The organism is Microvirga tunisiensis (assembly GCF_009296175.1).
GTDB classification, from domain to species: domain Bacteria; phylum Pseudomonadota; class Alphaproteobacteria; order Rhizobiales; family Beijerinckiaceae; genus Microvirga; species Microvirga tunisiensis.
Genome location: NZ_VOSK01000048.1, coordinates 1 through 19,856, shown reverse-complemented (window position 1 = coordinate 19,856; position 19,856 = coordinate 1). Strand labels below are relative to the sequence as shown.

23 protein-coding genes are annotated in these 19,856 nt (G+C 62.3%); 12 read left to right on the top strand and 11 right to left on the bottom strand.

Annotated features, from left to right (window positions below):
- Positions 1-45: 45 nt before the first annotated feature.
- The 7 genes from FS320_RS14510 to FS320_RS14480 all read left to right on the top strand — a co-directional run bounded on the left by FS320_RS14510 (position 46) and on the right by FS320_RS14480 (position 5,677).
- Positions 46-942, top strand: a complete 897-nt coding sequence (locus tag FS320_RS14510) for a PaaX family transcriptional regulator (RefSeq protein ID WP_152712582.1) — start codon at positions 46-48, stop codon at positions 940-942.
- A 224-nt stretch (positions 943-1,166) separates the two neighbouring features.
- Positions 1,167-2,162: a 1,2-phenylacetyl-CoA epoxidase subunit PaaA gene (gene paaA / locus FS320_RS14505; RefSeq protein WP_162003003.1), complete on the top strand. Its 996-nt coding sequence runs from the start codon at positions 1,167-1,169 to the stop codon at positions 2,160-2,162.
- 14 nt (positions 2,163-2,176) lie between these two features.
- The gene (paaB, locus tag FS320_RS14500; RefSeq protein WP_152712580.1) at positions 2,177-2,467 is read left to right on the top strand and encodes a 1,2-phenylacetyl-CoA epoxidase subunit PaaB; all 291 of its coding nucleotides are present in this window, start codon (positions 2,177-2,179) and stop codon (positions 2,465-2,467) included.
- On the top strand, positions 2,467-3,225 hold the full coding sequence (paaC, locus tag FS320_RS14495) for a 1,2-phenylacetyl-CoA epoxidase subunit PaaC (RefSeq protein WP_152712579.1): 759 nt from the start codon (positions 2,467-2,469) through the stop codon (positions 3,223-3,225). Before paaB ends, paaC begins: the two co-directional genes overlap by 1 nt.
- A gap of 14 nt (positions 3,226-3,239) precedes the next feature.
- Positions 3,240-3,752 carry a 1,2-phenylacetyl-CoA epoxidase subunit PaaD gene (gene paaD, locus FS320_RS14490; RefSeq protein ID WP_152712578.1) on the top strand — a complete coding sequence of 171 codons (513 nt, stop codon included), beginning with the start codon at positions 3,240-3,242 and terminating at the stop codon, positions 3,750-3,752.
- A gap of 16 nt (positions 3,753-3,768) precedes the next feature.
- Entirely contained in the window at positions 3,769-4,845 is a 1,077-nt protein-coding gene (gene paaE, locus FS320_RS14485; RefSeq protein WP_152712577.1) for a 1,2-phenylacetyl-CoA epoxidase subunit PaaE, read from the top strand.
- Positions 4,846-4,873: 28 nt separating this feature from the next.
- Entirely contained in the window at positions 4,874-5,677 is an 804-nt protein-coding gene (locus FS320_RS14480; RefSeq protein ID WP_152712576.1) for a Phenylacetic acid catabolic protein, read from the top strand.
- Positions 5,678-5,964: 287 nt separating this feature from the next.
- Here the strand turns inward: FS320_RS14480 and FS320_RS14475 are convergent, their stop codons facing one another.
- Genes FS320_RS14475 through paaG form a run of 4 tightly spaced genes read right to left on the bottom strand, consistent with a single transcriptional unit; the run spans position 5,965 to position 9,232 of the window.
- Positions 5,965-6,597 (bottom strand): TetR/AcrR family transcriptional regulator, encoded by a 633-nt coding sequence (locus FS320_RS14475; RefSeq protein ID WP_152712575.1) that lies wholly within the window; start codon positions 6,595-6,597, stop codon positions 5,965-5,967.
- Positions 6,598-6,606: 9 nt separating this feature from the next.
- Positions 6,607-7,941: a phenylacetate--CoA ligase PaaK gene (gene paaK / locus FS320_RS14470; RefSeq protein ID WP_152712574.1), complete on the bottom strand. Its 1,335-nt coding sequence runs from the start codon at positions 7,939-7,941 to the stop codon at positions 6,607-6,609.
- A 26-nt stretch (positions 7,942-7,967) separates the two neighbouring features.
- Positions 7,968-8,438 carry a hydroxyphenylacetyl-CoA thioesterase PaaI gene (gene paaI / locus FS320_RS14465; protein WP_152712573.1) on the bottom strand — a complete coding sequence of 157 codons (471 nt, stop codon included), beginning with the start codon at positions 8,436-8,438 and terminating at the stop codon, positions 7,968-7,970.
- Positions 8,438-9,232: a 2-(1,2-epoxy-1,2-dihydrophenyl)acetyl-CoA isomerase PaaG gene (gene paaG, locus FS320_RS14460; protein WP_152712572.1), complete on the bottom strand. Its 795-nt coding sequence runs from the start codon at positions 9,230-9,232 to the stop codon at positions 8,438-8,440. Before paaG ends, paaI begins: the two co-directional genes overlap by 1 nt.
- Before the next feature lie 302 nt (positions 9,233-9,534).
- Here paaG and FS320_RS14455 point away from each other — a divergent pair, with 302 nt between their 5' ends.
- The 5 genes from FS320_RS14455 to FS320_RS14435 all read left to right on the top strand — a co-directional run bounded on the left by FS320_RS14455 (position 9,535) and on the right by FS320_RS14435 (position 14,075).
- Positions 9,535-10,698: an ABC transporter substrate-binding protein gene (locus tag FS320_RS14455; protein WP_152712571.1), complete on the top strand. Its 1,164-nt coding sequence runs from the start codon at positions 9,535-9,537 to the stop codon at positions 10,696-10,698.
- A 78-nt stretch (positions 10,699-10,776) separates the two neighbouring features.
- The gene (locus FS320_RS14450) at positions 10,777-11,649 is read left to right on the top strand and encodes a branched-chain amino acid ABC transporter permease (RefSeq protein ID WP_152712570.1); all 873 of its coding nucleotides are present in this window, start codon (positions 10,777-10,779) and stop codon (positions 11,647-11,649) included.
- Between the two features lie 2 nt (positions 11,650-11,651).
- Positions 11,652-12,599: a branched-chain amino acid ABC transporter permease gene (locus tag FS320_RS14445; RefSeq protein WP_152712569.1), complete on the top strand. Its 948-nt coding sequence runs from the start codon at positions 11,652-11,654 to the stop codon at positions 12,597-12,599.
- On the top strand, positions 12,596-13,378 hold the full coding sequence (locus FS320_RS14440) for an ABC transporter ATP-binding protein (RefSeq protein ID WP_152712568.1): 783 nt from the start codon (positions 12,596-12,598) through the stop codon (positions 13,376-13,378). Before FS320_RS14445 ends, FS320_RS14440 begins: the two co-directional genes overlap by 4 nt.
- On the top strand, positions 13,371-14,075 hold the full coding sequence (locus tag FS320_RS14435) for an ATP-binding cassette domain-containing protein (RefSeq protein ID WP_162003002.1): 705 nt from the start codon (positions 13,371-13,373) through the stop codon (positions 14,073-14,075). Before FS320_RS14440 ends, FS320_RS14435 begins: the two co-directional genes overlap by 8 nt.
- 13 nt (positions 14,076-14,088) lie before the next feature.
- Here the strand turns inward: FS320_RS14435 and FS320_RS14430 are convergent, their stop codons facing one another.
- The 7 genes from FS320_RS14430 to FS320_RS14400 all read right to left on the bottom strand — a co-directional run bounded on the left by FS320_RS14430 (position 14,089) and on the right by FS320_RS14400 (position 19,529).
- Positions 14,089-14,307, bottom strand: coding sequence for a DUF2783 domain-containing protein (locus FS320_RS14430; RefSeq protein WP_152712566.1), 219 nt, complete (start codon positions 14,305-14,307; stop codon positions 14,089-14,091).
- Positions 14,304-15,908, bottom strand: coding sequence for an FAD-dependent oxidoreductase (locus FS320_RS14425; RefSeq protein WP_152712565.1), 1,605 nt, complete (start codon positions 15,906-15,908; stop codon positions 14,304-14,306). The genes FS320_RS14430 and FS320_RS14425 overlap by 4 nt, the downstream gene beginning before the upstream one ends.
- Positions 15,909-15,934: 26 nt before the next feature.
- Positions 15,935-16,891, bottom strand: a complete 957-nt coding sequence (locus tag FS320_RS14420) for an MBL fold metallo-hydrolase (protein ID WP_152712564.1) — start codon at positions 16,889-16,891, stop codon at positions 15,935-15,937.
- A gap of 135 nt (positions 16,892-17,026) precedes the next feature.
- On the bottom strand, positions 17,027-17,905 hold the full coding sequence (locus FS320_RS14415) for an energy transducer TonB family protein (protein ID WP_152712563.1): 879 nt from the start codon (positions 17,903-17,905) through the stop codon (positions 17,027-17,029).
- 17 nt (positions 17,906-17,922) lie between these two features.
- Positions 17,923-18,369 carry an ExbD/TolR family protein gene (locus tag FS320_RS14410; protein ID WP_152712562.1) on the bottom strand — a complete coding sequence of 149 codons (447 nt, stop codon included), beginning with the start codon at positions 18,367-18,369 and terminating at the stop codon, positions 17,923-17,925.
- Positions 18,369-19,055, bottom strand: a complete 687-nt coding sequence (locus FS320_RS14405; protein ID WP_152712561.1) for a MotA/TolQ/ExbB proton channel family protein — start codon at positions 19,053-19,055, stop codon at positions 18,369-18,371. The genes FS320_RS14410 and FS320_RS14405 overlap by 1 nt, the downstream gene beginning before the upstream one ends.
- A gap of 12 nt (positions 19,056-19,067) precedes the next feature.
- Positions 19,068-19,529: a Tat pathway signal protein gene (locus FS320_RS14400; protein WP_244627140.1), complete on the bottom strand. Its 462-nt coding sequence runs from the start codon at positions 19,527-19,529 to the stop codon at positions 19,068-19,070.
- Positions 19,530-19,856 lie beyond the last annotated feature (327 nt).

Sequence of the window (19,856 nt, the reverse complement as noted above, 5' to 3'; positions counted from 1 at the left end):
AAGGCGAGTGCCACCTTGGCCAAATGGTAACCGGAGTAGGCTTGCATGGCAGCGTTTGTGGAGAACCTCCTGGACAGGTTTCACGAGCGGACGCCGATCCGGGCGGGGTCGCTGATCGTGACGGTCTTCGGGGATGGGGTGGTGCCCAGGGGCGGGGTGCTGTCCCTGACGTCGCTGCATGAGATCATGCGGGCCTTCCGCATCAGCGACACGCTTGTCAGGACAGCCCTGTCCCGGCTCGTCTTCGAGGGCTGGTTCGAGCGCTGGAAGGTCGGGCGCAACAGCTATTATCGTCTGACACCTCGAGGACAGGAGGCCTTCGCCCAAGCCACGCAGCGGATCTATGCCGATCCGCCCCAGGACTGGCAGGGTTCCTTCGATTTCCTCCTGCTCGAGAACGTCCAGGACCGGAGCGCGCTGCGGGCCGAGCTCTCGGCGGCAGGCTATGGTAGCCTCGGGCCGGACCTCCTGCTGGCGGCTGCGGCATCGGCCGGCCAGATGGGTCCTTTCCTGAGGCTTGCCGCGACCCCGGCAGACCTGCCGACCGCCCGGAGGCTGGTGGAAAGAGCGTGGCCCCTGGCCGATATCGAAAGCCGCTATAAGCGTTTCATCGATACCTATTCGGGCACCCTCGGTGCTCTGGAACGGGGGGCCGGCTTCACGAATCTCGACGCGCTGTTGGTCCGCATCCTCCTGATCCACGATTACCGCAGGGCCGTCCTGAAGGACCCGCTGCTGCCGTCCCAGCTCCTCCCCAAACCCTGGGCCGGAACGGCGGCCCGCTCTGTCTGCGGCACGATTTATCGGGCGCTCCTGCCAGCGGCGGAGCGCTGGATCGACACTCATGCTCAGAACGATGTGGGCCCGCTGCCCGCAGTCGACCGGGACTTCAAGCAGCGCTTCGCAACCCTGGAGCCAGTGGCAGAGGTGAAGGCCGTCTGACGAAAGTGTTACAAAAAATTCTTGAATAATCCATTTTCTGTGACATATTAAAAAGACCCGCGGAGAGCCGGTGAGGCGTGCAGCCTGCGCGCTATAATTGAAATGGCGCTGAAGGGTGGCTCCAGCGGGCAGAGCTCCAGTCCTCGCCGCATACGGCTCAGCCTGTCGAAGAGCCGCTCGGGACAGGACGAAGCCCCAAGGCCTTAATGTCAGGGAGAAGCGCCGTGTATGCACAGATGGTGAAAACGGGCGTCGCGCACATCCAATCCAAGGAGGAGATGTCTCCGGAGGAGCGTGCCTTCCAGGACCGCGTCGACGCCGACATCAAGATCGAGCCGAAGGAGTGGATGCCGGAGGCTTATCGCAAGACCCTGATCCGGCAGATCTCCCAGCATGCCCATTCCGAGATCATCGGCATGCAGCCGGAGGGCAACTGGATCACCCGGGCTCCGACCCTGGAGCGCAAGGCCATCCTGCTCGCCAAGGTGCAGGACGAGGCGGGCCATGGCCTTTACCTTTACTGCGCCGCCGAGACGCTCGGCGTGAGCCGCGACGAGCTCCTGGAGCAGCTCAACAGCGGCAAGGCCAAATATTCCAGCATCTTCAACTACCCGACGCTCACCTGGGCCGATATCGGCGCCATCGGCTGGCTCGTGGACGGTGCTGCGATCATGAACCAGGTGCCGCTGCAGCGCTGCTCCTACGGGCCTTACTCCCGCGCCATGATCCGCATCTGCAAGGAGGAGAGCTTCCATCAGCGGCAGGGCTATGATGCGATGACGAAGCTTGCCCGCGGCACGCCCGAGCAGAAGCAGATGGCACAGGATGCGCTGAACCGCTGGTGGTGGCCGTCGCTGATGATGTTTGGCCCATCCGACGCGGAGTCTGTTCACAGCGCCCAGTCCCTGCGCTGGAAGATCAAGATCAATTCCAACGACGAGCTGCGCCAGAAATTCGTCGACCAGACCGTGCCGCAGGCCGAGTATCTCGGCCTCACTGTTCCCGATCCGGATCTCAAGTGGAACGCGGAGCGCGGCCATTACGATTTCGGCGAGATCGACTGGGACGAGTTCTATCAGGTGATCGCCGGCAATGGCCCCTGCAATCGTCAGCGCCTACGCACGCGCGTGAAGGCCTATGAAGAGGGGCAATGGGTGCGCGATGCGGCTGACGCCTATGCGGCGAAGAAGGCGGCGCGGGCGCAGGTCAAGGCGGCATAAGCGGGAGAGCAGGAATGACCGACAAGAAGGAGTGGCCTCTCTGGGAGGTGTTCATCCGGAGCCAGCATGGCCTCGCGCACCGGCATGTGGGCAGCCTGCACGCGTCAGATGCGGAGATGGCGATCATGAATGCGCGCGATGTCTATACGCGCCGCAACGAAGGCGTCAGCATCTGGGTCGTGAAGGCATCCGATATTGCGGCAAGCTCGCCGAGCGAGAAGGGGCCGCTGTTCGATCCCGCCAACAGCAAGGTCTATCGCCACCCGACCTTCTACGAGATTCCCGAAGAGCTGGGGCATATGTGATGAACCAGCAGGACGCTCTCTTCGAGTATCTGCTGCGCCTCGGCGACAATGCCCTGATCCTCGGGCACCGCCTGTCGGAATGGTGCGGGCACTCGCCGGCGCTCGAGGAAGATCTGGCGCTCTCCAATGTCGCCCTCGACCTCATCGGGCAGACGCAGCTCTGGCTGAACCTTGCGGGCGAAGTCGAGGGAAAGGGGCGGGACGCCGACAAGCTCGCTTATCTTCGCGATGGGCGCGACTTCCGCAATGTCCTTCTCGTCGAGCAGCCGAACGGCGACTTCGCCGTCACAATGGCGCGACAGTTCTATTTCGATGCCTGGCATTACCTGCTGCTGCGCGAACTGGCCGGCTCGAGGGATCCCCGCATCGCCGAGATTGCCGCGAAAGGCCTCAAGGAGGTCACGTATCACCTTGAGCGGAGCCGCGACTGGGTGCTGCGCCTCGGCGACGGCACCGAGGAAAGCCATCGCCGGATGCAGACGGCCATCGAAGATCTCTGGATGTATACGGGCGAGCTGTTCGAGAGCGACGAGATCGATCAAGCCATGGCTGGCGAAGGTCTCGGGCCCGATCTCGCGACGCTGCAAGAGCCTTGGCTCGGCCTCGTTCGCGCGACGGCCGAGGAGGCGACGCTGAGCCTGCCGCAGCCGGGCTGGGCGCAGAAGGGTGGCAAGCGCGGCATCCATAGCGAGCATCTCGGCTACATCCTGGCCGATCTTCAATTCCTTCAGCGGGCCTATCCCAACGCCACGTGGTAAGGAGCGCGGGATCGATGATCGACAGCCTGACACAGCCGGATCCGGATCAGATCAGAAACTGGCTGGCGGACGTTCCCGACCCGGAGGTGCCGGCAGTCTCCGTCATGGATCTCGGGATCGTGCGCGATGTGCAATGGCAGGACGATGAACTCGTCGTCGCGATCACGCCCACTTACTCGGGCTGCCCTGCAACGAGCGTCATCGCCTTCGAGATAGAGGCCGCTCTGCGTGCAAAAGGGATTGACCGCTTGCGGATCGAGCGCCGGCTCTCGCCTCCCTGGACGACCGACTGGATCACCCAGGAAGGACGGCAAAGGCTTCAAGCCTATGGCATCGCGCCGCCGGCCGAGACTGCAGGCGGGCCATCGCCCTTCGACCGCTTTCTGCGGAAAGACCTTGTGATCGCCTGCCCACGCTGCCAGTCCGAGAATACCGAGCGGGTGAGCGAGTTCGGCTCGACGCCATGCAAGGCCCAGTACCGGTGCCGTGATTGCCTCGAGCCTTTCGACTACTTCAAGTGCATTTGAAACGAGCGGATGCTCCATGACGAAATTCTATCCCGTCACCGTTGCCGATGTGCGGCGCGAAACCCGCGACGCCATCATTCTCACCCTCGATGTGCCCGATGAGCACAAGGAGGCTTTCCGCTTCTCGCCGGGGCAGTACCTGACTCTGCGCACGCATATCGATGGCGACGAGGTGCGGCGGTCCTACTCCATCTGCGCGACGCCGATGGAGGGCCGGCTTCGGGTCGGCATCAAGAAGATTGCAGGCGGTGCCTTTTCCAATTGGGCCAGCGAGCAGCTCGCGCCCGGGCAGGTGATCGAGGCCATGCCTCCCATGGGCAATTTCTTCGTGCCCCTCGATCGGACCCGCAAGCGGCATTTCGTGGGATTTGCCGCAGGCAGCGGGATTACGCCGTTGCTCAGCATCGTCAAGACGACGCTGGTTGCCGAGCCGCAATCGTCTTTCACGTTGTTCTACGGCAATCGGGCGTCTAGCTCGATCATGTTCCGTGAGGAGCTCGAGGATCTCAAGAACGAGCATCTCGACCGGTTCAGCCTCATCCATATTCTCAGCCGCGAGCACCAGGATATCGATCTGTTCAATGGCCGGTTGAGCAAAGAGAAGTGCGATCAGCTGCTCGATCACTGTATCGATGCGTCTTCGATCGACACCGCCTTCATCTGCGGACCGCAGGACATGATGCTGGGGGTCGCGCAGAGCCTCGAAGAGCACGGTCTCGACAAGCGCCAGATCAAGTTCGAATTGTTTGCCACCTCGACTCCGGGCCGCCGTCAGCGCAGGCCCGAGGAGGTGACGGCGGCGGATAGGAAGAACCTGTGCGAGGCGACCATCGTCATCGATGGGCGAGCCCGCACCCTGTCCTTCGAGAAGGGTACGGCGTCGGTGCTCGATGCGGCAGCGAACGAGGGCCTCGAGCTTCCCTATGCCTGCAAGGGCGGTGTCTGCTCCACCTGCCGGGCGATGCTGGTCGAAGGTGAAGTCGACATGGATGCGAATTTTGCTCTTGAGGATTACGAGATCGCCCGGGGCTACATTCTGACTTGCCAGAGTTATCCGGTGAGCGACAAGATCCTGGTCGATTTCGACAAGTGATGAGGCAAGCGACGGGGGAGGTACTGCCATGGTCGATGAAGAAGGCCTCGTTACCTTCGTGGCCGGCGGCGGGCGCTTAAGCGCGCCGGACAACGTCACTCCCCGTTATCGCGGCGAGCTCATGCGCCTGATGGCGATCTTCGTCGATTCCGAGATGGCAGGCGCCTCGGGCTTCGCCGATTGCATCAATCTGGCTCCGGGGCTGAAGGAGCGGATCATCGCGACCCGCATTGTGTTCGACAAGTTGAACCATGCCCGTCAGGTTCTGGACCTGATGGAGCAGTTCGGAGCCAATACGGCGCAGTATGTAGGCGCCCATTCCTGGGCGTCCCGACTCGACCGCAGCGTCAATCTCGGCACGCGGCGCATGGAGGGCGACATGCGCCTCAACGTGTTCCATTACCCGATCAACGGCTGGGTCGACGCAGTGGTGATGAATTGCCTGATGGGGCAGGCCACCGTGGTGCAGCTCGACGAATTGACACGCTCTTCCTATCAGCCTCTCGCCGATACGTTGGCGAGCATCCTCCCTGTCGAAGAACGCCATGCAGAGCTGGGTGAGCAGGGATTGCAGACCGCGTTGGAGAGAGGCCACGACAGGACGGATGCCCAGGCCTCAGTCAACTATTGGTATCCGCGTGTGGCCGATACCTTCGGCAGCAGCACGTCGGACCATTTCGCCCAGCATCGAAAATACGGGTTGCGTCAGAGGGGCAGGCAAGAGCTTCTCGCCCAATGGCAGAGCCTCGTTCATCCCATTCTCTCTCGCTTCGGTCTTGGTGTTCCAGGACATGCATCGATCGAGATCGGCGACCAGGCCTCCCTGCAGTGATAGTCTAAAGCATCGGGTTCAAAAAATGACCCCTGCTTTTCGCGGGCCTGGATTTCGGCTCGCTCCAAGATCAGCACAGTTCTTGATGTCACCCACTTCGTCATCACTGGCCTTGTGCCGGTGATCTCGATTCCGTAAAGCGCGGCGTACTTCACATCGGGATGGCCGGGATAAGCCCGGCCATGACGGAGGAGAGGTGATCACCTTCTCTGAGCGCCTCGTGCAGACTCAAAGGACCGGCTCGGCGAAAGTGGATCCGGCTTTCCGCACGATGCTCAAGTAATTTTCTATTCCGCAGCGCTGACACGCCGTGATGGGACGGGTTCCGCGTGGAGATTGCGGGTTCCGTCCACGATGAGTTGGGAAACGAGCTCGGCATAATCCGCGCGTGTCACCTCGCCGGTGCTTTTGAACCACAGATAATGCCAATTGATCATGCCGAAGAGGGACATGGTCACGGGCTTGAGCAGCTTGGTCTCCTTGAGTTGCGGTGCGACGCCTGCCACCGCATCGGAGAAGATTTTCACCAGCTCGCGCTCCACTGCTTTGAGCTCACCCTGGCGGTCGGTCGAAAGCAGGCGCATGCCGTTGATCTGCACGTTGTGCTGCGCATCGGCGTCGCGATAGGCCTCGAGCAACGCTGCGATAAGCTCCTTCAGGCGATCTGCAGGGGAGAGATCCGAATTGTCGGCCGCCTCAACCACTTCGAGCAGCTCTTCGAGGTGAAAGCGAATGACGTCGAAGAGCAGCTCCTCTTTGTCGTTGTAGTAATGGTAGAGATTGGCCTTCGAGACGCCGCAGGCCTCTGCGATCTTGCTCATCGACGCACGGTCGTAGCCGTGCTCGGCAAAGAGTTCGGCTGAACGATCGAGGATCGCCCGACGCTTGTCGTCGTAATCGGTGGCGCGGGTGCGGGCCATGGGACTCTTCTATTCTTTCGGTCTGCGGTCGATGACGCGTCTCGCCTTGCCGAGCGAGCGCTCGATTCCCTCAGGGTCGAGGACATTGACCTGGGCCGTGATGCCGATGGTGTCCTTGATGGCCTGGCTCAGTCGGTCCGCGGCCGCTTTCCGGGTTTCGGGATAATCGGCATCCGGCCTGATCTCGGCCTTGATCTCCATCTGATCCATCCGTCCCTCGCGGGTCAGGATGATCTGGTAATGCCCCGATAGGGCTGGAATCGTCAGGAGCTTTTCCTCGATCTGGGTCGGGAACACGTTGACGCCGCGGATGATCATCATGTCGTCGGTGCGGCCGGTGATCTTCTCCATGCGGCGCATGCTTCTTGCGGTGCCGGGCAGGAGGCGCGTCAGATCCCGGGTACGGTAGCGGATGACGGGCATCGCTTCCTTGGTCAAGGACGTGAAGACGAGCTCACCCTCTTCGCCGTCCGGCAGGACTTCGCCCGTCAGCGGATCGATCACCTCGGGATAGAAGTGATCCTCCCAGATATGCAGCCCGTCCTTGCTCTCCACGCATTCGCAGGCAACGCCGGGACCCATGACTTCCGAAAGGCCGTAGATGTCGACGGCATGGATATCGAAGGCTTCCTCGATCTCGGCCCGCATGGCATTCGTCCAGGGCTCGGCGCCGAAGATGCCGACCTTCAGCGAGGATTGGCGCGGATCGAGGCCCTGCTTCCGGAACTCGTCGAGGATCGCCAGCATGTAGGACGGCGTGACCATGATGATGTCGGGTTGGAAGTCCTGGATCAGCTGCACCTGGCGCTCGGTCATTCCGCCCGACATGGGGATCACCATGCAGCCGAGACGCTCGGCGCCGTAATGGGCGCCCAATCCGCCGGTGAAGAGGCCGTAGCCATAGGCCACGTGCACCTTCATGCCCCGACGGCCGCCGCTCGCCCTGATCGAGCGGGCCACCACGTCGGCCCAGGTGTCGATGTCGCGCTTGGTGTAGCCGACGACCGTGGGCTTGCCGGTGGTGCCAGACGAGCCGTGGACGCGGGCGACCTGGTCTTGAGGAACGGCGAACATGCCGAACGGATAATTGTCCCGCAGGTCGGCCTTGGTGGTGAAGGGAAACTTGGCGAGATCGCTCAGATTCTTGAAATCGTCCGGATGAACGCCCGCCGCATCGAACTTCGCCTTGTAGTGCGGCACGTTCTCGTAGGCATGGCGCAAGGACCAGGCGAGGCGCTCGCGCTGCCAGTCGGCAAGCTCATCCCGTGATGCCAGTTCGAAGCGATCGAGAAGCGTCGACTGGGGCTTGAGCTCGGAAAGCTTGCGAAGCGGAATCTGAAGCAAGGGAACCTCCCATTCGTTCGTTCTTATTAGGTGTCCTGGTCGGAATCTGACGCGAGAAGCGTGCCGGCGATCGTGCGGGAATGGCCGCGGAATTCGGCAACCACCTCGCCTTTGCCGTCACGGACGGTCACATCGTAAATACCGGAACGCCCCGAGCGATTGCGCTCGACCGCGTGGGCCGTGAGCGTGTCGCCCCGCCGGCCCGGCTGCAGGAACGTGACTGTGCAGTGCTGCGCAACCGTGCGCTGATTGTAGGTGTTGCAGGCGAAAGCGAAGGCCGAGTCGGCAAGCGTGAAGATGAAGCCGCCATGGCAGATGCCGTGTCCGTTCGTCATGTCGGCGCGGATCGTCATGGAGATGACGGCCTCGCCCGGTGACACGCGCTCGACCGCCATGCCGAGCCCCTGGCTCGCCTGGTCCTCGGCCCACATGGCCTCGGCGCAGGCTGCGGCGATCTCGTGCGGTCCATCTTGAGGGCGAGACGATTGCACGTCCATCAGGCCCTCCCGGAGAATTTCGGCTGACGCTTCTCGAAGAATGCGGTCACGCCTTCCAGATAATCCGGCGTGCGGCCGGCTTGTCCTTGCAGATCGCGCTCCAGATCGAGCTGCCGGTCGAGATCGTTCGTCTCCGATGCATCGAGCGCCTGCTTGATCAGACCGAGCCCGACGGTCGGCTGGACCGCGAAGTGCGCGGCAAGGCGATGCGCCTCATCCATCAGGCCCGTATCGTCGATCGCTTTCCAGATCATGCCCCAGGCTTCCGCCTGCTCGGCGGGAACAGGCTCGGCCAGAAGGGCGAGCGCGCGGGCGCGGGCCGTGCCGACGAGGCGCGGCAGGAACCAGGTCCCGCCTGAATCGGGCACGAGGCCGAGCTTGGCGAAGGCCTGGATGAACTTGGCCGAGCGGGCCGCCAGGACGATGTCGCAGGCAAGGGCAATGTTGGCGCCGGCGCCCGCCGCAACCCCGTTGACCGCACAGATGACGGGCATCTGCAGCGCACGGATCTTACGCACGAGAGGGTTGTAGAGGCGCTCCAGGGTGGAGGAGAGATCCGGAACCTGGCCGGGGCTGAAGACACGATCCGAGAGATCCTGCCCGGCGCAGAATCCGCGCCCCGAACCGGTGAGAATGAGAGTGCGGCAGTTGCCGTCGGTTTCGGCGTCGACAAGGGCGGACATCAGGGCCGCATGCATCGCCTCATTGAAGGAATTCAGACGATCGGGCCGGTTGAGGGTGATGACGCGATAGCCCTCTCGATGCTCCGTGACTATGAGATCGTTCTCCACCATGGCCCTCCCGAATTCTCGCTGATGGCAAGCGGATGGTCTTGCGACTTGTTTACTATTGACCAACCGTCCGGTCAATTATATTGATGAGTGAAGCAGCGTCAATGAGCCAACACTGGGCCCTTCAGGGAGCAAAGCGGGATGGCATGTTTCGACGACCGACACGATACGCGCGCACGGCCGCATCGGCTTTGCGCAGGTCTGTCCGATTGCTCCCTTTCCGCAACGATCCGTAGGCTCTTGGCAGCCTGATCCTTTGCGCAACAATAAGAACAACAAACGACAACGAAAACCGGAGGAAACAAATGAACTCGAAGGCAACTCTCAACACATTGCTGGCCGCCAGTGTCATGGGGCTCGTCTCCCATGGCGCGTTCGCCCAGGACACCCTCAAGATCGGATCGGTTCTCTCTGTCACCGGACCGTCGTCCTTCCTCGGAGAGCCCGAGGACAAGACGCTGAAGATCTATGTCGACAAGATCAATGCGGCTGGCGGAGTTGCCGGCAAGAAGATCGAGCTCGTGATCTACGATGACGGAGGCGATGCCAACAAGGCACGCACCTTCGCGACCCGACTCATTGAGGATGACGAGGTGATTGCCATGGTCGGCGGCACGACCACCGGCAGCACCATGGCGATGAGTCCGGTGTTCGAAGAAGCGCAGGTTCCCTTCATTTCCCTGGCTGGCGCCATCGAGGTCATCGATCCGGTGCGCAAGTTCGTCTTCAAGACGCCGCATACCGACAGGATGGCGTGCGAAAAGATCTTCGAGGATCTGAAGAAGCGCAATCTCACCAAGATCGGCATGATCTCGGGCACGGATGGCTTCGGAGCCTCCATGCGCGCACAATGCGTCAAGGTTGCGCCAAACTATGGCATGCAAATTCTGATCGATGAGAATTATGGTCCGCGCGACAGCGACATGACCGCTCAGCTCACGAAGATCAAGAACACAGCCGGTGTGCAGGCTGTGGTCAATCCGGGCTTCGGCCAGGGACCGGCCATCGTGACACGCAACTATGCCCAGCTCGGCATGACCAACATCCCGTTCTACCAGAGCCACGGCGTTGCCTCGAAGAGCTTCATCGATCTGGCAGGCGCTGCCGCGGAAGGCGTTCGCCTGCCGGCCGCGGCTCTCCTCGTCGGCGATAAGCTGCCGGAGAGCGATCCGCAGAAAAAGGTCGTGACCGAGTACAGGCAGGCCTACGAGACCGCCACGAAGCAGCCGGTCTCGACCTTCGGCGGCCATGCCTATGATGGTCTCTTTATTCTGGTCGAGGCCATGAAGCGCGCGAACTCGACCGATCCCAAGACGATCCGCGACGAGATCGAGAAGACCAAAGGCTTCGTCGGCACCGGCGGCATCGTGAACATGTCGGGCACCGACCATCTCGGCCTCGATCTCTCGGCGTTCCGCATGCTCGAGATCAAGGGCGGCGACTGGAGTCTGGTCGCCTCGGGAAGCTGACCTCCCGCTGCAAACGATCGGACGGGAGGCTGATGATCGGCCTCCCGTCCGGCAACCTGAAGGTCGCGGGACAGCATCATGGCCGAGTTCCTCCAGTTCCTCATTTCCGGTCTGACGGTGGGAGCCGTCTACGCGCTGGTCGCACTTGGATTCACCCTGATCTACAACGCCTCGGGTGTGGTGAATTTCGCGCAAGGCGAGTTCGTCATGCTCGGCGGCATGGTGACGGTGTTCGCGTCCGCCGCCGGCGTGCCCCTGCCGCTGGCAGGCGTGATCGCCATCTGTGCGGCCATTGCGATCGGACTCCTGCTGCATCGCTTCGCCATCGAGCCGGCGCGTGGTGCATCGTCCGTGACGCTCATCATCATCACAATCGGTGCATCGATCCTGTTGCGTGGCCTCGCAGCCATTGTCTTCGACAAGCAGTTTCACAAGCTGCCTGCGTTTACCGGCGACACGCCGGTCGATGTGCTGGGCGCCGCCGTTCAGCCGCAGAGCTTCTGGGTGCTTGGGGGGACGGCAGTCGTCGTCCTGGCGCTTTACATCTTTCTTGAACATACGCTCGTCGGCAAGGCCGTGCTGGCAACGGCTGCGAACCGTCTGGCGGCGCGCCTCGTCGGTATCAATACGACCACGATCATGGCGCTTGCCTTCGGCGGCTCCGCCGCCATCGGGGCGATCGCCGGGATTCTGGTAACGCCGATCACCTTGACGAGCTACGATGTCGGCACGCTGCTGGCTCTGAAGGGTTTCGCCGCCGCCATGCTGGGCGGCATGGGAAATCCAGTCGGCGCGGTCGTCGGCGGTATGTTGCTCGGCCTGCTGGAGGCATTCGGCGCCGGCTATATCAGCTCGACCTACAAGGATGCCTTTGCATTCCTCGTCATCCTCATTGTCCTGTTCGCAGCCCCACAGGGTCTGTTCGGGCGCCGTGCCGTGGAGAGGGTGTGAGAATGCGTGCCTTCGTGAACCAACGCTTCATTACACTCGCTGTGCTGGCGGTCGTGATCGCCGTTCTCCCGCTCGTCTTTCCATCGAGTTATTACTTCCGTGTGGCGTCGCTCGTGTGGGTGTCCGCACTTGCTGCCATTGGCCTCAACATCCTCATGGGACAGGCCGGTCAGGTCAGCCTGGGGCACGCGGCGTTCTTCGGCATCGGCGCCTACGCGGTTGCCATCGGGCCGACGCATCTCGGCATTCCGTCCTGGGCGGCTCTTCTCATCGGCGCAATCCTCTCGGCTGTTCTCGCATATCTCGTCGGGCGCCCGATCCTGCGTCTGAAGGGGCATTATCTCGCCATCGCCACCTTGGGGCTCGGTGTGCTCGTGGCCCTTGTCATCACCACGGAGAGTCGGTGGTCAGGAGGACCCGATGGCATGCCGGTCGAACGCTTGACGCTGTTCGGCTGGCGCGTCAGCGGCTCCTATACGTGGTACTGGGTAACTGGCGGGCTTCTGCTCGTCGGAACCTGGATCGCCCTCAATCTCGACGAGACGCCGACCGGGCGAGCTTTCCGCGCGCTGCACGACAGCGAGGTGGCTGCGCAGGTGGTCGGTGTCGATGTGGCGCGCTTCAAGCTGCAGGCCTTCGTGATCGCCGCCGTCTATGCCTCGCTGGCAGGCTCCGCTCTTGCTTTCATGAACGGCTTCATCAACCCGGATCAGGCCGGCTTCCTGCACTCGGTGGAGCTTGTCACCATCGTGGTCCTGGGTGGGCTCGGGTCCGTCGTCGGAAGCATCGTCGGCGCTGCCGTGCTCGTGACGCTTCCGCAGGCCCTGACCGTTTTTCAGGAATACGAACATCTTCTGCTCGGCCTCATCATCATCGTGGCGATGATCTTCATGCGCAATGGCATCGTGCCAAGTCTCTCGGCTCTGGTCTTCCGGAGGGCACGCTCATGAGCATCCTGAAGGCGACGGATATCGGCATTTCTTTCGGCGGCGTGAAGGCGGTCGATGGCGTGAGCTTCTCTGTCAGCCCCGGACAGATCCTGTCGATCATCGGTCCGAACGGCGCCGGGAAGACGACCCTTTTCAACATCGTATCCGGTGTTTATGCCGCGAGCCGTGGGTCGATCCATCTCGCTGAGGAGGATGTGACGGAGCTTGCTCCTCACAAGCTGGCCGCACGAGGTCTGTCCCGCACCTTCCAAAACCTGCAGATCTTCCAGCGTATGACCGCCTGTGAGAACGTGATGGTGGGGCGCCATCTCCAAGAAAAATGCAGCCTTCTGTCCGCCTTGTTCAGGACTCCTGCCGTCACGCGCCAGAACCGCGAAACACGGACGGCGGCCCTCGATCTCCTGGCCTATGTAGGCTTGAAGGATGTTGCAGACGTTCCCGCTGGTTCGTTGCCTTACGGCGCCTGCAAGCGCCTCGAAATTGCCCGGGCACTCGCCACCGAGCCGCGCGTGCTCCTTCTCGATGAGCCCGCTGCCGGCTGCAATGCAGTAGAGACCGAGGAGATCGATCACCTGATCCGCCAGGTTGCGGACCGAGGTGTGGCTGTCGTTCTTGTTGAGCATGACATGAAGCTGGTGATGAAGATCTCCGACAGGATCCTCGTGCTCGAGCGCGGACGACCGCTTGCCGAAGGAACGCCGCGCGAGGTGCGCGATGATCCAAGGGTCCTTGAGGCCTATCTGGGAAAACACGGTGCACGGGAGGCTGCCCGTGCTTGAGGTCGCAAATCTGCGCAGCGCCTATGGACGGATCGAGGTGCTCAAGGGCATCGATCTCGTTGTTCGAACCGGCGAGATCGTCGCCCTGGTCGGCTCCAACGGCGCGGGCAAGACGACGCTGCTGCGTGTGCTTTCAGGTGTTCAGCCGATCACTGGCGGCGAGATCCGCTTCAACGGACATCGCATCGACAGCCTGCCGCCTCACCAGAGGGTGGAACTGGGCATCACGCAATCGCCAGAAGGCAGGCAGATCTTCGGACCGCTGACCGTCGAGGACAATCTGCGGCTCGGCGCCTATCGGCGCCGCGACAGGGAGATTGATCAGGATCGCGACCGCGTCTTTGCGATGTTTCCGATTCTTGCGGAGAAAAGGCATCTTCTGGCCGGCGGATTGTCGGGCGGTCAGCAGCAGATGCTCGCTATCGGTCGCGCGCTCATGGGGCGGCCCAAGCTTCTGTTGCTGGACGAGCCTTCCCTCGGTCTGTCGCCCCTTCTTGTCGATCAGATCCTGGATGCCATCGTGTCGCTCAAGAAGGACGGCATCACCGTGCTCCTCGTCGAGCAGAACGCCAGCGCGGCACTGGCGATTGCGGACCGCGGCTATGTACTGGAAACCGGGAAGGTAGCCTACAGCGGAGCTGGCTCCGCGCTGCTTGCCGACCCTCAGGTCAAGGCGGCCTATCTCGGTATCGAGTGATTGATCCGCCGCATCAACCCGGTGCCGATTGCATCTGTTCCACGCTCTGCTTTGCGAGGGCCAGAGCCTCCTGAAGCACGGATTGGTCGCCAATGTGATTGGCGAGAATCAGCACGAGGGAGCTGTTGAGCGCAGCACTCTCTTCGTCCGACAAGCCCCGGTGCGCTTCGATCAGCGAGCGATAGGCCAAGTCTCCATCGGGAAAGCGGCTCTCCGTGACGAGTGCGCTCATGCGTGACCTCCCTCGAAGCCCCTCAGGCGGCGCGAGGCGCGCTCGACCAGGAGTCGCGTCGCGTGACGCCAGCGTGCCGCAAGATGCTGATCGGGACGTACGAGATAGGTACTGCCCGGTGTCGTGTCGAACCGCTGAGCGAAGAGACCTTCCACATCGATCAGGTCGTCGCCGATGACGAGAACGCGCTTGCCGGCTGGCGCCGCGGCTCCGTTGGGCACATGGATGAGGGTCTCCTCGCCGCCCAGCGCCTCGAGCAGCCAGATCGGCTGACCGCTGCTGTTGCGCATGGGAGCATCGGGCAGCGGCGCACCGAGGCGGGCGGAGCCGGACCATGCATCGCCATCGGGAGTCGACAGAGGCGTCTCATAGGTCGACGGCATCGAAAGTCTACCGGAATTCACCATCCGCTTGGCGAAAGGCGCGTGACGGGCGAGAGCAAGGGTCGCATCGCGAAAGCGCAGCTCTTGTGCCGAGCGCGGAGCGATGAAGTCCGTCGAGCGGGTCGAATGGCTGATATTCTCGTCCGCGGCGACTGAGCGTTCGAGTTCATAGGTGTTGATCAGGCTCTTCGGCGCTTCACCCTCGATGACGAGCGCAAGTTTCCAGGCAAGGTTCTCGCCATCCTGAATACCGGAATTCGCACCGCGCGCCCCGAAGGGTGAAACCTGATGGGCCGCGTCTCCGGCAAAGACCACGCGGCCATGCACGAAGCGCTCCAGACGCCGGCACTGAAACGTGTAGACCGATACCCATTCGAGCGCGAAGGCGTCGTGCCCCAGCATCTGGCGGATTCGGGGGATGACGCGCTCAGGCGCCTGCTCCGCTTTAGCATCCGCGTCGGGTCCGAGCTGCAGGTCGATGCGCCAGACATCGTCGGGTTGCTTGTGAAGAAGAGCGGAGCGACCGTCGTGGAAGGGCGGATCAAACCAGAACCAGCGCTCGGGCGGAAAATCGCCCTTCATCCTCACGTCGGCAATCAGGAAGCGGTCCTCGAAGACCTCGCCCTGGAAGGCGAGTTCGAGCATCCCGCGCAAAGCGGAGCGCGCTCCATCGGCGGCGACCAGCCAATCGGCATCGAGATCGTAAAGGCCTTCGGGCGTCTCGATGGTGAGGGTCACACCGTCGTTGCCTTGCTTGAGGCCAGTCACCTTGTTGCGCCAGCGAATGTCGAGATTGGGCAGTTCCGCGGCGCGTGCGACAAGCGCGTGCTCAAGATAATATTGCTGCAGGTTGATGAAGGCCGGCATCTTGTGCCCATCCTCGGGCAGCAGATCGAAAGCATAGAGCAGTTCGTTGCGCTGATACACCTTACCGACTTTCCAGGTCACGCCTTTCTCAAGACAGGTTTCGGCAACGCCGAGTCGGTCGAGGATCTCGAGCGTGCGTTTGGCATAGCAGATGCCGCGTGATCCTTCCCCGATCCGATCCGCATCGTCGAGCAGAACCACGGGCACGCCGCGCTGCGCCAGGTCGATGGCGGTGCAAAGCCCGACAGGACCGGCTCCAACGACGGTGACAGGGTGCCGGGTCGGGGAGGGGCGATCCTGATCCGCGCTGCGGCGGTAGCCGAACTGGTAGAGGATCTTGCGGCTGTTCATGGTGCCCCCCTTTCCTCCCGTTTGTTCTAGCCTTGGAGGGCCGCCCACATCTCACGGTCGCGCTCGGCGGTCCAGATCACCGGATGATCGATCCCGGATGCCTCGTCGAAGGCGCGCGAGACGTTGAACGGCAGGCAGTGCTCGTAGATGGCGAAGTTCCCGAACTTCGGATCCATCACCGCGCGCGTAGCGCCAAACGTCTCCTTCAAGGAGCGCCCGCGAGCCACCGACAGCTCGGCTGCTCCATAGAGGGTGGAGACGAAGTCACGGGTCATCGCCACAGCCTCGCGCACCTGCTGCTCGCCTTGCAGGGCATCGCCGCGGCCGGGCGCAATCGCCTTGGGCTGGAAGTCGAGGATGGCGTCGAGCGTCTGCGGCCACTCGCGCAAATAGGCATCGCCGCAATAGCAGGCGGAGTGATACTCCACCAGGTCGCCAGTGAACATCGCCTCCGCGTCCGGCACCCAGGCGACGATGTCGCCCGCCGTGTGGCCGGCCCCGAGATGGAACAGCTTCACCTCGCGCTTGCCCAGGAATACGGACATGCCGCTCTCGAACGTCAACGTGGGCCAGGTCAGTCCTTCCGGAATGCTGCTCTCGCCGCGAAACAGGCGCGGAAAGCGGCCGATCTCGGAAGCCTTGTCCTGCTCGCCACGCTCGATGATGAGATCATAGGTGGCGTTCGAGGCGATGATGCCCTGCGCCTGGTAGGCCGAGGCGCCGAGCACGCGCACCGCGTGATAATGCGAGAGCACGACATATTTGATTGGCTTGTCGGTGACGGTTCGCACGCGGGCGATCACATCCTCGGCCATGGCAGGCGTCGCCTGGGCATCGATGACCATGCAGCCATCGTCGCCGACGATGATACCGGAATTGGGATCGCCCTCGGCGGTGTAGGCATAAAGATCCGGCCCGATCTCGGTAAACGATACCGTCTTCGCGGCTGTGTCCCCCGTCGAGGCAAAAGCCTTCTCGGCCATGGCGATTCTCCCTGTCCAATGATGTAGCCTCCCCACCTTCCACGAGAGAACAAACTGGTGGAGATGAAAGGCGCTCGTTATGGACAGGTTAGCCCCGATGCTGAGTGCGTCAAGCGAGCCTTCCGCAGAATGCGCTCAGCGTGGACTGAAGCGTAACGGCGCAGTGACGGTGAGTTGCGGCTGCGATATGGAAGCCGGCGCGGCTGGGAGGGATGAGCCAGGGCGCACCGTCGCGAGTGCAGCCTGGTCCAATAAAGGGTTACCAGAGCTGCGCACCAGCGAGGCACTGATGACCTGCCCTGAACGATCCAGCGTGAACCGTACATCCGCAGTCCCGGAAATTCCTTGCCTCTCCGCGGTTGGCGGATAGCGCAGACGGCTCTTCACGGCAGCATAGAGAGTTGCCTTGTAACGCCTCATAGCATCGGGATCGGCGGAGGCTGCCGAACCGCTCATGTTCTCGCGCGAAGCTGAAGCCTGTCCCTGACGCGCTTCCGATGGAGGCTGCTGCTGGGCGACGGTTCGACGGGGAGGGGGCTTCCGCTCAACCGGCTTAGGTGGCGGCTTCTTCTCAGGTTTCGGTGCCGGCTTCTCCTCAGGAGGCTTGGCGACAACCATTTCAGGAGGAGGCGGAAGGAGAACAGCCTCTGTCTGCGCTGTCTCCTCTTCAACTGGCAAAGCCTCGACGGGCACAGCTTCGGTCATTGCCTGCGGCTGCGCTTCGACAACATCCTCAGGAGGCTGTTCTTCGATGGTCTCCGTTTCGACAGGTAGCGTTTCCGCTTCGACGGGCGGCGCTTCCTGAGCCTGGATTCCCGCAGGCGCGATCGACGCGAGTTTTTCCATGGCCGGAGCGAGGTCTATGGTGATCTCCTGCTCGCCCGGCGGGTTCTCCTTTTCGGACGGCCAGAGGGTCACGGCCGTCAGGGCGGCGCCATGCAGAAGCAACGCCGTGATGAAGGCAATCCCGAGCCGGCTCGGCTCCTGCGTCGGTCTGATGGTCTGAACGGACATGGGATCTGCTGCAGGTCCTACTGAGCCGGCGATCCGCTCGGGGCCTGCGCGATCAGGGACACCTTGCTGAAGCCCGCGGCATTGATCTGGCCCATGATCTCGATGATGCGGCCGTAGGGAACGGCCTTGTCGCCGCGGACCAGGACGACCTGGCTCAGGTCGACGCTCGCGATCTGCCGCAGGCGCGGCATCATGGTCTCGGCAGCAAGGGGCTCCTTGTCGAGGAACGGCTGACCCTGTGCATCGATGGTGACCATGACCGGTTGCTTCGGCTGCGACACCTTCGGTGCGGCCGTTTTCGGCAATTGCACGGGCACGCCGACAGTCATGAGCGGTGCTGCGACCATGAAGATGATGAGCAGAACGAGCATCACGTCCACGAGCGGGGTGACGTTGATCTCGGACAGGGGGGAAGCGCCGAACTCGTCGTCCGTGTCCTGCGCCCGGATTGGTCCCATGCCCATTATTCGGCTGCCTCTGCTCGAACGTGGGGTTTGCGGTCACGCGCCAGACGATCGCCGAGCGCCGTGATGCCGGCCGCAAAGGATTGCTGCAGACGGCCGAGATCGGTCGTCAGCTTGTTGTAGGCGATCACGGCCGGGATGGCGGCCACGAGGCCGATGGCCGTTGCGAACAAGGCCTCGGCAATGCCGGGCGCCACAACGGAGAGGCTCGTATCCTGGCTTGCCGCGATGGCGGAGAACGAGTTCATGATCCCCCATACCGTGCCGAACAGGCCGATGAAGGGTGCGGCCGAGCCCGTGGTAGCCAGGAAAGGCAATCCGATTTGAAGCTGGCGCATATCGACGGAGAGCGCAGCCCGCATGGCCCGCTCGATACGTTCCCGCCGCTCCGCGCGGCTCTCGGAAACGTCCTGATCGCGCCAGGCCTCATGACCCGCCGCTACGATCCGGCCCGTCGCCCCGGCCATCTGCGGATGAAGCCTGTCACCCGAACGGGCCGCGGCTTCGAAAGCGCGGGCCTGACGACGGATGGTTCTCAAGCGCAGAAGCTTCTCGATAACGATCGTCCAGCAGCCGAGAGACGCCAGTACGAGCAGGATCATGACGCTCTTGACGATTGGATCGGCTTGCAGAAACAGACCGAGGAAGGACATGTCATGCGATGCCGCAGGCATGATCTCGTTCATGATGGCAATCTCTCACTTCACGAAGGATACGGTGTCGATCTTGGAGGCGGTCTCGATCACCGACAGGCAATCCTCTCGCGAACTGGTCGCGCCTTCGCATGTCAGGACATCGTTGAGGAGAACACGTCCGAAGCGGGAGCAGTTCAGCCCGGGAAAATCGAAGAGCTTGATGAGTGTCTTGCGGCGAGGCACCGGGCCAACCTCGACTGCAAGCCTTTTGGCAGCCACGCCATCGGTATCGAGAGCGAACAGATCGAGCTTCAGGGATTTCCAGTTCTCGCCCTTTTGATTGTCGATGAGGAAGTAGGTCCTGCAACTTTCCCCGAATGCCTCGATCTTATTCAACTCGATGCGCAAGGGGCTCGAAGGCGATTCACGGTCCTGAGCAAGAGCCGTTCCGCTGAAAGGCAGGAGCAGGGTCAGGCAGGCGAAGACGCTGCCGGCTGCAAACCCAGGCTCATTCCAGTTGCTCATGCCCATGAACTCGTTCTCCTCATGCTGGCGAGCGACTGTCCGACGTGATGCGCAGTTCGAGAGCCTTCGGTGAAGGCGCTGTGCGCAGCTGTCGTCGGCAGATCAATCGAATGCCCAAGACCGGGAAAATTCCCGCGGGCAGCCCTGATGAGATATCTGAAAGAATTCAGATCGATCAAGGGCTTAGGAGAAGATCAGGGTAATAGGGGCAAAACCGTTGGCGATCACGCTAAGGAGCAGCGGTCGCTGACCAGATCTGCCAGGCGCGGGACGGCTGGCGCATCAGCAATTCCCAGTCTATCGCCAAGATAGCTCCAGAATGACACT